Annotated in this window: 15 protein-coding genes; 7 read left to right on the top strand and 8 right to left on the bottom strand. The window is 49.0% G+C overall.

From position 1 onward, the window contains the following. Nucleotides 1-214 precede the first annotated feature (214 nt). From waaA to coaD, 3 genes are read left to right on the top strand one after another with little or no spacing between them, the layout of a single operon-like run. A complete protein-coding gene (waaA, locus tag X965_RS06365) occupies nt 215-1,492 on the top strand; it encodes a lipid IV(A) 3-deoxy-D-manno-octulosonic acid transferase (protein ID WP_032098072.1) in 1,278 nt (425 codons plus the stop codon). Next, on the top strand, nt 1,492-2,271 hold the full coding sequence (locus X965_RS06370; RefSeq protein ID WP_036417441.1) for a glycosyltransferase family 2 protein: 780 nt from the start codon (nt 1,492-1,494) through the stop codon (nt 2,269-2,271). Before waaA ends, X965_RS06370 begins: the two co-directional genes overlap by 1 nt. Next, nucleotides 2,268-2,753, top strand: a complete 486-nt coding sequence (gene coaD / locus X965_RS06375; protein ID WP_004240132.1) for a pantetheine-phosphate adenylyltransferase — start codon at nt 2,268-2,270, stop codon at nt 2,751-2,753. Before X965_RS06370 ends, coaD begins: the two co-directional genes overlap by 4 nt. Here coaD and mutM read toward each other — a convergent pair whose 3' ends face one another. The 6 genes from mutM to radC form a co-directional block, all read right to left on the bottom strand. Further along, the gene (gene mutM / locus X965_RS06380) at nt 2,754-3,563 is read right to left on the bottom strand and encodes a bifunctional DNA-formamidopyrimidine glycosylase/DNA-(apurinic or apyrimidinic site) lyase (protein ID WP_036417443.1); all 810 of its coding nucleotides are present in this window, start codon (nt 3,561-3,563) and stop codon (nt 2,754-2,756) included. Between the two features lie 10 nt (nt 3,564-3,573). Continuing rightward, a complete protein-coding gene (locus tag X965_RS06385) occupies nt 3,574-4,824 on the bottom strand; it encodes an O-antigen ligase (RefSeq protein WP_036417445.1) in 1,251 nt (416 codons plus the stop codon). Beyond that, nucleotides 4,825-5,757 carry a glycosyltransferase family 2 protein gene (locus tag X965_RS06390; RefSeq protein ID WP_228342867.1) on the bottom strand — a complete coding sequence of 311 codons (933 nt, stop codon included), beginning with the start codon at nt 5,755-5,757 and terminating at the stop codon, nt 4,825-4,827. 430 nt (nt 5,758-6,187) lie between these two features. Continuing rightward, entirely contained in the window at nt 6,188-6,355 is a 168-nt protein-coding gene (gene rpmG / locus X965_RS06395; RefSeq protein ID WP_004236665.1) for a 50S ribosomal protein L33, read from the bottom strand. An 11-nt stretch (nt 6,356-6,366) separates the two neighbouring features. Continuing rightward, nucleotides 6,367-6,603, bottom strand: a complete 237-nt coding sequence (gene rpmB, locus X965_RS06400; RefSeq protein ID WP_015422374.1) for a 50S ribosomal protein L28 — start codon at nt 6,601-6,603, stop codon at nt 6,367-6,369. 247 nt (nt 6,604-6,850) lie between these two features. Then, nucleotides 6,851-7,525 (bottom strand): DNA repair protein RadC, encoded by a 675-nt coding sequence (gene radC, locus X965_RS06405; RefSeq protein WP_004236667.1) that lies wholly within the window; start codon nt 7,523-7,525, stop codon nt 6,851-6,853. 196 nt (nt 7,526-7,721) lie between these two features. Between radC and coaBC the strand changes: the two genes are divergently transcribed. From coaBC to slmA, 3 genes are all read left to right on the top strand, one after another. Continuing rightward, complete coding sequence (coaBC, locus tag X965_RS06410) at nt 7,722-8,936, top strand: bifunctional phosphopantothenoylcysteine decarboxylase/phosphopantothenate--cysteine ligase CoaBC (RefSeq protein ID WP_036417449.1); 1,215 nt, start codon at nt 7,722-7,724, stop codon at nt 8,934-8,936. After that, complete coding sequence (gene dut, locus X965_RS06415) at nt 8,914-9,372, top strand: dUTP diphosphatase (protein WP_004236669.1); 459 nt, start codon at nt 8,914-8,916, stop codon at nt 9,370-9,372. Before coaBC ends, dut begins: the two co-directional genes overlap by 23 nt. A gap of 104 nt (nt 9,373-9,476) precedes the next feature. Beyond that, a complete protein-coding gene (gene slmA / locus X965_RS06420; protein WP_004236671.1) occupies nt 9,477-10,070 on the top strand; it encodes a nucleoid occlusion factor SlmA in 594 nt (197 codons plus the stop codon). Between the two features lie 71 nt (nt 10,071-10,141). Here slmA and pyrE read toward each other — a convergent pair whose 3' ends face one another. Both pyrE and rph read right to left on the bottom strand, forming a co-directional pair. Next, nucleotides 10,142-10,789 (bottom strand): orotate phosphoribosyltransferase, encoded by a 648-nt coding sequence (pyrE, locus tag X965_RS06425; RefSeq protein ID WP_004236672.1) that lies wholly within the window; start codon nt 10,787-10,789, stop codon nt 10,142-10,144. An 80-nt stretch (nt 10,790-10,869) separates the two neighbouring features. Beyond that, nucleotides 10,870-11,598, bottom strand: a complete 729-nt coding sequence (rph, locus tag X965_RS06430; RefSeq protein WP_004236673.1) for a ribonuclease PH — start codon at nt 11,596-11,598, stop codon at nt 10,870-10,872. 124 nt (nt 11,599-11,722) lie between these two features. Here rph and X965_RS06435 point away from each other — a divergent pair, with 124 nt between their 5' ends. Continuing rightward, nucleotides 11,723-12,586 (top strand): YicC/YloC family endoribonuclease, encoded by an 864-nt coding sequence (locus X965_RS06435; RefSeq protein WP_032098039.1) that lies wholly within the window; start codon nt 11,723-11,725, stop codon nt 12,584-12,586. The last annotated feature ends 124 nt before the right edge of the window (nt 12,587-12,710 follow it).

Below are 12,710 nucleotides of genomic sequence, written 5' to 3' on the forward strand. Positions count from 1 at the left end.
TTTGGGTCAGACAGAAATCAGGGAATAAGGTGTATCAATCTCTGAGGCACAGATTACCACAAATCGTTCCCGGCAGTATTAACAGATAGCGCAGTGTGTTGTGCCGGGCAGCGGGGATCCCGCCGTCAGCGACGCCGGGTTTATGCTTTTTAATGCGCTATTCGTGTTAGTTTTATGCTACTATTGCCGCAATCTTATCTGCGAAACTGATAAAATGTTACTGCGTGTATACCAGGTTCTGCTTTACCTGATCCAACCTCTTATCTGGTTACGTCTGTTATGGCGCAGCCGCCGCTCCCCGGCCTACCGCAGACGCTGGGGCGAACGTTATGGTTTCTGTAAAGGAAAAACCGGCACCGGCGGTATCATCCTGCACTCGGTTTCTGTCGGCGAAACACTCGCCGCAGTGCCGCTGGTCCGAGCATTGCGCCACCATTATCCGACGTTACCTATCACTGTCACCACTATGACACCGACCGGCTCAGAGCGGGTTTTATCAGCATTAGGTGATGATGTTTATCACGTCTATCTGCCTTACGACTTGCCGGGGTCAATGAAACGGTTTTTCAATACTGTTCAGCCGAAACTGGTGATCGTGATGGAAACCGAACTGTGGCCAAACATGATAACCGAGCTGCACCGCCGGAAAATTCCGCTGGTGATCGCCAATGCCCGCCTGTCAGCGCGCTCGGCCGCCGGTTATAAGAAAGCAGGCAGTTTCGTAAAAACCATCCTGAACCGGATCACCCTGGTGGCCGCGCAGAATCAGGAAGACGGGGAACGCTTTATTGAGCTCGGCCTGCGCCGCCAGCAACTGCATGTGACCGGCAGCCTGAAGTTCGATATTTCTGTCACACCGGAACTGGCCGCCAAAGCCGTCACACTGCGCCGTCAGTGGGCTGCCCGCCGTCCGGTCTGGATCGCAACCAGCACTCATGAAGGCGAAGAGGAAATTATCCTCAGTGCCCATAAAACCCTGCTGAACCACTTTCCGAACCTGCTGCTGATCCTGGTGCCGCGCCATCCGGAACGGTTTGCCAAAGCAAGGGAACTGACCGAAAAAGCCGGTCTGACCTACGTCATGCGCAGCAGCAACACCATTCCGTCACCGGAAACACAGGTGGTGGTCGGAGACACTATGGGTGAATTGATGCTGCTGTACGGACTGGCAGATATCGCGTTTGTCGGCGGCAGCCTGGTTGAACGCGGCGGACATAACCCGCTGGAAGCTGCCGCGCACGCCCTGCCGGTACTGATGGGACCGCACACCTTCAACTTCAAAAATATCTGCGGCAAATTACAGCAGGCCGATGCCCTGCTGACAGTCACTGATGAACAGAGTCTGAGTGACGCCGTCAGTAATCTGCTCAATGATGAGGATTACCGGCTGTACTGCGGACGGCACGCCGCTGAGGTACTTCATGAAAATCAGGGCGCACTGCACCGTCTGATGCAACTGCTCGGGCCTTATCTGCCACCGCGGAGCCACTGATGACAGATAAAAAACGTCTCTCCGTTGTGATGATCAGTAAAAACAATGCCGATGTTATCGGTGATTGCCTGAACTCTGTTCAGGGACTGGCGGATGAAATCATTGTGCTCGATTCCGGCAGTCAGGACGACACACTGACCATCGCCCGCCATGCCGGAGCTCAGGTATATGAAAACCGGGAGTGGCCGGGCTTCGGCCGTCAGCGGCAGATTGCCCAGCAGTATGCCACCGGGGATTATATCCTGATGCTCGATACTGATGAGCGGGTTACGCCGGAGCTGAAACAATCCATTGAACAGGTACTTACCACGCCGCAGAAAAATACAGTTTATCGTTTTGCCCGCCGTAATCTGTTTCTCGGGCGTTTTATGAAACACAGCGGCTGGTATCCGGATCATGTCCTGCGGTTATATCCCCGTGAGCAATATCAGTACAACTGCAATGCAGTTCATGAATCTCTGGAGACACAGGGTGCCAATGTCATCACACTGAAAGGGGATGTCTTACACCTGACCTGCCGCGATTTACCGGAGTTTCAGCAAAAGCAGCTGCGCTATGCTGCTGACTGGGCAAAAGCCCGTCATCTGGCCGGTAAACGCTGCTCTTTCCTCTCTGTTCTGACTCACACCGCCGGTGCGTTCTGTAAAACCTGGCTGCTGAGAGCCGGATTCCTGGATGGTAAACAGGGGCTTATCCTTGCATTTGTGAACGCACAATATACCTTTAATAAATACGCCACTTTGTGGTCCGTCAGTAACAACGATGAGTCAGCATCATGAAAACACGCGCAATCTATCCCGGCACTTTTGACCCGATTACCTGCGGACATATCGATATTCTTGAGCGCGCCTCAAAAATGTTTGATCACATTCTGCTGGCGATCGCCAACAGCAGCCGTAAAAATCCGATGTTTACCCTCGATGAGCGGGTTGCACTGGCCAAAGACGTGTGTTCTCACATCCCGAATGTGGAAGTACTGGGGTTTTCTGAGCTGATGGCGAATTTTGCCAAAAAGCAAAATGCCAATGTGCTGATCCGGGGTGTCCGGTCTGTTGCTGACTTTGAATATGAATGGCAGCTGGCAAATATGAACCGCCATTTTGCGCAGGATCTCGAGAGTGTTTTCCTCCTGCCATCGCAGAATCTCTCTTTTGTTTCTTCATCCCTGATTAAAGATGTGGCCCTGCACGACGGTGATGTCTCTGCATTTTTGCCGGAGTCCGTCGCACAGGCGATGATGCAAAAACTCGGTAAGGCGTAATCAGTGCTGACAGGCGGGGCAGAAAAACGTGCTCCGCTGACCGACTTTCACCACTTCAATCTTCTGTCCGCAGTTTGCACAGCACTCTCCCTGTTTTCCGTACACAAACAGTTCCTGAGCAAAATAACCGGGTTTTCCGTCCGACTGTAAAAAATCTTTCAGCGTGGTACCACCCTGTCTGATGGATTCCGTCAGCACCTGCTTTATGGTGGCAACCAGGCGGGCAACCTCATCTTCAGTCAGATCTTTGGCAGGACGCAACGGATGAATGCGGGATAAAAAGAGGGATTCATTAGCATAAATATTCCCCACCCCCACCACAATTTTATTATCCATCAGCCAGCTTTTGACTGGTGTGTTTCGTTTGCGGGATTTGGCGAACAGATACGCGGCGTCAAAATCATCACTCAGCGGCTCCGGCCCCAAATTCGCCAGTACCGGACAGGTTGCCAGATCATCTGCCCACAACCAGGCACCAAAACGGCGCGGGTCGGTATAGCGCAGAATTTTACCGTCACCGAGCACCATATCCACATGGTCGTGTTTCTCTTCCGGCGTTTCTTCCAAAAGAATACGTAAACTGCCGGACATTCCCAGATGAATGATAATCCACCCTTCCGGCAACTCAATCAGCAGATATTTCGCACGGCGCTGCACACTGAGCACCGGCCGGTCACTCAGGCGCTCAATCTGCTCTGACACCGGCCAGCGCAGCCGCCGGTTCCGGACTTCAACATAACGCACTGTATTACCGACCAGATGCGGCTCAATGCCGCGCCGGCTGGTTTCGACCTCGGGTAATTCCGGCACAGATACCTCCTCAGCGATCAATCGGCAGCGGCTGTTCTGCGGTATCTTCTTTACCGCCGGTCACCAGGGCCACTGCAATACACAGGAGATAAACAGTAATACTCTCACGACTGAAGAACAAGACATCTGTCAGACCATAACCGGCCAGGCACAAGGTAATCATTATCAGTAATACGTTCTTATTACGAATACCAGCATACAACAGAGAGAGATAAATCAGCACCAGCAGCACACCACCGATAATCCCCTGCAATGACAGCACTTCAATCAGTTCACTGTGCAGATGTATCGTCAGATAGACTGATATTGAATCACTGATTGCACCAGCCGCTATTTTTTCTGAAATAAAATCATTACGGGCCTGAAAAGACTCCCCCATCGGGGCATGCTTAAACGCAGACAGCCCTGCATACCACATGGTATAACGGTCACCCAGCGATCCCCCCGGCTTTGTCACATCATAGCCCTGAGTTTCAGTGATTGCCTCATTAATACGGGACTTATATAAAAATTCATATGATGTACCGGCAAAAATCAGCAGAAGTACCACAACCATGCTGACTTTTTTTACATTCAGGCTCTTCCGGAAAACAATGACAGTATAAAAAACTGAAAGCAGAAGATAAATAGCTATTGCGGCACGGGTTTGTGTCAGAATAATAATCGCATTTGAAACAATCAGATTAGTAAAAAATAATGAAATATTCAGTTTATTTTTCACCCGCGAACAAAAATGAAGGCTGACAAAAAATATCGCACTGATAAAGTATGCAGTTACTGTTGCCCGGTTTGTATCCAGCTCAACTCTGTCTTTATGCAAAACAAAGATATCATAAAGCGCATACAATAAAATATAGAGCGGTAATACCTTAATGACAGATGAAATATATTTGTTACTGAAAAAACACTTCAACTCATTTTTTAATAAAATACAAACACAAAAAATAAATGCTCCGAGTATGATTCTCGATGCTGTGGGAGAGTAGTTTTTATAAATACTCAACCCGTCATCATTCATCAGAAATGACCAGGCAACCCGGGAAATACCAAACAACAGGAACGATACTGCAACAAGCAACACAGCACGGTCACGGAAAAGTGACATTTTTTTGAAAAAGACCAGCCAGAGTGTCACGATAACAGATAAATAACTCAGTATAAAATAAGAGTCCCGTGACAAGGTATCCACGAAAGAAGCAATAACCATTGAGAAAGTCATCAGCATACCAATGAGAATTGGTAATGTTCTGCTTGTGAACATTTAAAAAACTCCTGCTGATTTTATTTTTAAAAACATAATTTTTCTGCTTAATCTTACTTTAGAGCTGAACAGAAAGCGGAATATTTTAATATTATTAAACCGATCCATAACAAAATGGGGAAGCTTACGTTTATTATTTCTTGATAAATAATCAGAACATACTTTAACGAACAACCCTTCAAACATCACTTTTTCATTTTTATTTTTTACAAAGAAGCTTTCCATTGATAAAACAATTTGCAGGAAAAGAACGGTTTTATTCATACTTTTCTCTGTGGATAAGCTGCCGCGATGTTTATAGTAGCAATAAATCTGAGTATCTGTGATCAGAATATTCTGAGCAGCGCAAATAACATTTGCTGTAATAACCACATCTTCATAGCAATAAATTTCAGGGAACATATCATCTGTCAGGATATCCCTGCGGATAAACCGGCCGAGTAAATGACCTTTTACCGTCTTATGTTCCAGATAGAGTTCTTTTAACCTGTCCTGAGTGATTGATACTACAGGTTTATCCTCAATTTCTAATACCGGATTACGATCATGATGTTCATCCAGACGGGTTATCAGCAGATCAAACGGATGCTCCCGCATAATGTCCATAACCCGGCTCAGTGCACCATTTTTCAGCATATCATCACTGTCTAACGCTGTGATATATTCGCCGCGGGATAATGAATATGCATAATGGCGGACTTTCCCGACATTAGAAAAGTTAACTGTTTCAACGACTTTAATAAAGTTTCGTGGCTGATAATGGTTGATAAGATCCAGCGATTTATCGGTGGAGCCATCATTAATAATGATCGCTTCAACATGCTCCGGAGAACCATTCTCATTCAGGGCATTATCCAGACTCTCTAACGCGGCCAGGATTGATGACTCCGCATTATGTACTGCAATCATGACCGAAATAACCGGGTTACTCATATCATATTCCAACATTCGTTTTTATCTGCGAAGTAAACTGATTCAGATTCTGGCTGTCACTGGCACGCCAACTCAGTAATCATATAAAAACTATATAAAAATAATAAATAAATCAGCCGTTATAGTTGTATGTTCTGATAAAACAATAGTACCCGTAAATGATACAACAATCTGAATATTTTAATACTCTTACAATCAGTATTTAAGATAAGTATCCGATTTATCTGCCATTTTATCTCCAATTAACGTTTGAAAAGATATCGTTTTATATAAAAACACCAATAATTTATAAAATAGCAATATATTATATCAACTAACTCAGCGAGTGAAAACAGATGACAATATTACCCTCTGTCAATCAAGCGTTCACCTGTAAACAGGCAATAAAAAACCCGGCCGAGGCCGGGTTTTTTCAATCAGGAAGCAGAAATTACTTAATTTTTGCTTCTTTGTACATTACATGCTTACGAACAACCGGATCGAATTTTTTCATTTCCAGTTTTTCAGGCATAGTACGTTTGTTCTTCGTAGTGGTATAGAAGTGACCTGTACCTTCAGAAGAAACCAGTTTGATCTTTTCGCGAATACCTTTAGCCATTTTTCAGCTCCTTAGTACTTCTCACCGCGGGTACGTAAATCAGCTAAAACAGCTTCGATACCCTTTTTATCAATGATACGCATACCTTTAGCAGATACACGCAGAGTCACGAAACGTTTTTCAGACTCAACCCAGAAACGGTGAGAGTGCAGGTTCGGCAGAAAACGACGTTTGGTCGCATTTAATGCGTGAGAACGGTTGTTACCGCTCATCGGACGCTTGCCAGTAACTTGGCAGACTCGGGACATGTCTATTCTCCAAAAATCTAATCAGCTCGAGCTTTGTATTGGGTGAGGCTGCCTCGTCAGGCTTAGGAGCCCATCTCAGCTTACTTTTGACTCGCCGGGAAATTGCTCTGTCAACCAGCAAAAATATGCTGAGATAGGCTCTTCTCGCCAAACCCAAGATCCTCAAAGGTGGCGTAGTATACGCTTTCCGGCGCAAACGCTCAAGACCCGAACAGTAAAGATCGTGTGTTTCTGCGAAAAAAACTGCTCAGATCAGCTCGTGTTCTGCAAACGAAAACATATTGAATTTCCCGATAATCAGGTGATCCAACACGTTAATCCCCACCAACTCACATGCCTGAACAATTTTTTTTGTCAGCAGACGGTCAGCCCGGCTGGGGTTTTCGTTACCGGAGGGGTGATTATGCGCCAGAATCACAGAAACTGCATTCACTTTGAGCGCCAGGCGCAAAATCTCTCTGGGATGTACTTCCACACAGTTTACCGTCCCTGAAAACATCTCCTCGTAACGTATAAGTTGGTTCTGATTATTGAGAAAAAGTACTGCAAAGACTTCCCGCTCCTGCCCGGCCATCCGCTGGTTAAGATACGCCTTTACAGTACAGGCACTGCTGAGAAATTGCGTTTCCTGAAACTGACTGCTGAAATAGCGCCTGGACAACTCGACAATCGCCTGCATCTGGCAAAACTTACTGTCCCCTATCCCGGGCAGAGGCTTAAACTCCTCATACCCTGCTGTCAGCAACCGGTGCAGTGACCCGAAGACGTCCAGCAGATACTCCGCAAACTGCCGCACCGGCCGCTCACGGGTACCGGTACGCAAAAAAATAGCCAGCAGTTCTGAATCACTCAGAACAGATGCCCCGTAAGCAATCAGTTTTTCTCTCGGCATCAGTGCCGTATTTCCGGTTATGTTATCCATTTTTCCCCCGCCGTTTTCTCTGCTTTACCGGAAAAAGTATGTCAGTACCGGCGGTTTTTTCGCATAAAACACGCCATTTTTGCGAGACGCGCCGAAGAAAAAACATTATTTAGCTGGATAAATACACAGCACCCTACCTATACGGCGGTGTTGTGGTAAAATCGCGTATCTCCGAAAAATAACTGGATAAAACACAATGTCCGAACTGACAGGAAAACAGATAGTTCTGGGTATCAGTGGTGGTATCGCAGCCTATAAAGCCCCTGAGATTGTCCGCCGTCTGCGTGACCGGGGTGCGATTGTCCGTGTCGCCATGACACCTGCGGCAACCGCATTTATCACCCCGCTGACACTCCAGGCCGTTTCCGGCTTCCCGGTGGCCGAAAGCGTTCTTGACCCGGCTGCAGAAGCGGCAATGGGTCATATTGAGCTGGGGAAATGGGCGGATCTCATTATTCTCGCGCCCGCCACGGCTGACCTGATTGCCCGCCTGAGCGCCGGCATGGCAAATGACCTAGTCACCACTATCTGCCTGGCATCTGATGCCACTATTGCCGTTTCACCGGCCATGAACCAGCAGATGTACCGCGCACAGACCACTCAGGAAAATCTCGCGCACCTGGAACAGCTCGGTTTTGCGGTCTGGGGACCGGACAGCGGCAGCCAGGCCTGCGGTGATGTTGGTCCGGGACGCATGCTGGATCCGTCAGAGATAGTCTCACGGGCAGAACAGCACTTCCGTAAAAAACAGGATATGTCCGGCATCCGTCTGGCCATTACCGCCGGGCCGACGCGCGAAGCACTCGACCCGGTGCGTTTTATCAGCAATCACAGCTCCGGCAAAATGGGTTTTGCCATTGCAGCGGCTGCCGCAGCACGCGGCGCGGATGTCACACTGATTGCCGGGCCTGTCACACTACCGACACCAGCGGGTGTTAAACGTATTGATGTCAGCAGTGCCTGTGAAATGAATGATGCCGCACAGAAAACAGCCCCGCAGCAGGATATTTTTATCGGCTGTGCTGCCGTCGCGGATTACCGCGCCAAAGCGGTTGCGCCTGAGAAAATTAAAAAACAGGGCGACGAAATCACCTTCACGATGGTGAAAAATCCGGATGTGATCGCCGGTGTCGGTGCACTGGAAAAAAACCGGCCATTTGTGATTGGATTTGCAGCTGAAACCCAAAATGTGGAAGAATACGCGCGCGGCAAGTTGGTGAAAAAGCAGCTCGATATGATTTGCGCCAATGACGTTTCTGTTGAAAACCAAGGCTTTAACAGTGATAACAATGCCCTGCATCTGTACTGGCATACCGGCGATATCAGCTTACCGAACATGAGCAAATCCGAGCTCAGCCACCATTTACTGGACGAAATACTGAAACACTATGACCAAAAAAATCGACATTAAGATTCTTGATCCGCGCATCGGCGGGGAATTTCCGTTACCGGCCTACGCCACGCCGGGTTCTGCGGGTCTGGACTTACGTGCCTGCCTGGATGAAGCCACTGAACTGAAGCCGGGCCAGACACTGTTACTGCCGACCGGCCTTGCCGTCCATATTGCAGACCCGTCCCTGGCGGCAATGGTACTGCCGCGTTCCGGCCTCGGCCACAAACATGGCGTGGTTCTCGGCAACCTGGTGGGCTTAATCGACTCTGATTATCAGGGACAACTGATGGTATCCGTCTGGAACCGTGGCGACACCACCTTCACGATTGAACCGGGCGAACGTATCGCACAGATGATTATCGTTCCTGTTGTTCAGGCTGAATTCAATATTGTTGAAGAATTTACCGAAAGCGAGCGCGGAGCCGGCGGATTTGGCCATTCAGGCCGTCAATAATACTAATAACGCCGTTATTTCCGTCGCTTTTCTGACAGCAGTACTGGTGTACGGCTGTCAGTCGGCAGATTTGTTTTTGCGTTAACGCAGGGGTTTTATCTGACATGGCAGAAAGTACAAAAAAGAAGAACAGGCGCGAGGAGATCCTGCAGGCGCTTGCGCTGATGCTTGAGTCCAGTGACGGCAGTCAGCGTATAACAACCGCCAAACTTGCCGCCAGTGTGGGTGTTTCAGAAGCAGCGCTCTATCGTCATTTTTCCAGCAAAACAAAAATGTTCGACAGCCTGATCGTATTTATTGAGGACTCACTGATTTCGCGGATAAACCTCATCCTTCAGGATGAAAAAGAGACTATCTCGCGGATAAAACTGATTCTGATGCTGATTCTGGGATTCTCGGAAAAGAACCCCGGCCTGACCCGTATCATGACCGGTCACGCACTGATGTTTGAGCAGGATAAATTACAGAGCAGAATTAATCAGTTGTATGAACGAATCGAAGCTCAGTTGCGTCAGGTCTTAAAAGAAAAGCGGATCCGTGACGGCAGCGGTTTTACTTATGACGAAAGCCTGTTAGCATCTCAGTTGCTCGCCTTTTGCGAAGGCATGCTGTCCCGTTTTGTACGCTCAGAATTTAAGTACCGGCCAACACAGGAATTTGAAGCCCGCTGGCCGCTGATCCTTGCACAACTTCAGTAATACCGTTTTTAGTTAAACTACTCACCCCGCCCGTTTTATTGGGCGAGGGCTTTTTTTGCCTGCTGTCCGGCTCAGATCTCAATCCCGTACTGCTCACGGTAAGCCCGTACAGCCTGTAAATGGCTGTCCATCTGCGGATCTTCCGCCAGATAGCTGATTAAATCATTCAGTGTGATAATGGAAAATACCTGACAACCGTAATCGCGCTCCACTTCCTGGACGGCGGATAACTCGCCTTTGCCTTTTTCCTGACGATCAAGACTCAGCATCACACCGGTAAGCGAAGCATTGTTTTGTCTGATGATTTCCATCGACTCACGGATCGCCGTTCCGGCGGTGATCACATCATCCACCACCACAATCCGTCCGCTCAGCGGGCTGCCGACCAATGTTCCGCCTTCCCCGTGATCTTTGGCTTCCTTACGGTTAAAACAGTACGGCATATCAAGATCATGATGCTCGGCCAGTGCGACGGCTGTCGTCGTTGCAATCGGAATACCCTTGTAGGCAGGCCCGAACAGGACATCATACTGTACGCCGCTGTCGCATAATGCTGCCGCATAAAAGCGTCCGAGCAGTGCCAAATCCCGCCCTGTATTGAATAACCCGGCATTGAAGAAATACGGGCTTTTCCGGCCGGATTTCAGCGTAAATTCACCAAATTTCAGTACCTGTTTTTTCATCGCAAGTTCAATAAATTCGCGCTGATAAGCTTTCATCGGGATCTCCTGATTCTGATTGACGGATAACGTGCCTGAATCACAGGCATAAAAAAGGCGACTATCACGTCGCCTTCTGATTAATTTTCTAATGCCGCCTTCTGAGCGGAGAAAATGGTTTCCAGCCCGCCTCTTGCGAGGGCCAGTAACGACAGCAACTCATCATGACTGAACGGCGCACCTTCTGCCGTACCCTGGACTTCAATCATCCGTCCGTCATCAATCATGACCACATTCATATCGGTTTCTGCCGCAGAATCCTCGACATATTCCAGATCACAACGCGGCTCGCCGTCCACGATACCGACAGAAACGGCGGCAACCATGGATTTCAGCGGGCTGGCTTTCAGCTGACCTTTCGCGACCATCTGATTCAGGGCATCAGCCAGTGCCACACAGGCGCCACTGATCGCAGCGGTACGGGTACCGCCGTCAGCCTGGATAACATCACAGTCGAGGGTGATGGTGAACTCGCCCAGTTTGGTCAGATCAACCGCAGCACGCAGTGAACGTGCGATCAGGCGCTGGATTTCCATTGTGCGGCCGGTCTGTTTGCCACGGGCGGCCTCGCGGGCATTACGGGAATTGGTTGCGCGCGGCAGCATGCCGTATTCGGCTGTGATCCAGCCCTGTCCCTGACCTTTCAGGAAACGCGGTACACCTTCTTCAACGGAGGCATTACATAACACTTTAGTGTCACCGAACTCGACCAGCACAGAGCCTTCGGCATGTTTGGTATAATGACGGGTGATAGTAATAGGACGCACCTGGTCTGTTCCCCGGCCAGCGGGACGTGATGACTGACTCATAGTGATTCTCCGGTTCAGTTAACTGTTGGGGGCGCATTATACGGCTTAAACCGGTGAATGCCTATGCCTTAACACCATAACAGCGCTATAATCAGAGCAATAAATCCATCACAGGACAGATATCATGATCCGTAGTATGACCGCGTTTGCCCGTCAGGAAGTCAAACGCCCGTGGGGCACTGCCGCATGGGAACTCCGCTCTGTTAACCAGCGCTACCTTGAAACCTACATCCGCCTGCCGGAACAGCTCCGCAGCCTGGAGCCGGTGATCCGCGAGCGTCTGCGTCAGCGTCTGACCCGTGGTAAAGTTGAGTGTAACCTCCGCTTTGACCTGAGCAGTAACGCGCAAAGCGGGCTGAATATGAATGAAGACCTGGCAAAACAGCTGGTTGCTGCCGCAAACTGGGTTAAAAACTACAGTCACGAAGGGGAAATCAATCCGCTGGAAATTCTGCGCTGGCCGGGTGTGATGTCCGCACAGGAGCAGGATCTGGACACCATCAGTGAAGAACTGCTGGCCGCTCTCGATAACACCATCACCGCCTTTATCGATGCCCGCGAACGTGAAGGTGCGGCACTGAAGACCTTAATCGAACAGCGCCTCGACGGTGTAACCGAAGAAGTCCGCAAAGTCCGTGCGCAGATGCCGGATATCCTGTTATGGCAACGTGAGCGTCTGCAGAGCAAACTGGACGACGCACAGATTCAGGTCGATCCGAACCGTCTGGAGCAGGAACTGATCCTGCTGGCACAGCGCATTGACGTGGCGGAAGAGTTAGATCGCCTCGATGCCCATGTGAAAGAAACCCATAATATCCTGAAGAAAAAAGAGGCCGTCGGCCGCCGTCTGGACTTTATGATGCAGGAATTCAACCGCGAATCGAACACCCTCGCCTCAAAATCCATCAATGCCGATATCACCAGTTCAGCGATTGAACTGAAAGTGCTGATTGAGCAGATGCGTGAGCAGATTCAGAATATTGAGTAACACTTCACAGTAACTCAATACACATCCATAAGCCGGCTGATGCTCTGTATCCGCCGGCTTTTTTTATTGTCAGAACAATACTGAATAGTACTCATGAGGACAAAATGAACAGTAATAAGCACTC

This window comes from Morganella sp. EGD-HP17 (genome assembly GCF_000512315.2).
Taxonomy (GTDB): Bacteria; Pseudomonadota; Gammaproteobacteria; order Enterobacterales; family Enterobacteriaceae; genus Morganella; species Morganella morganii.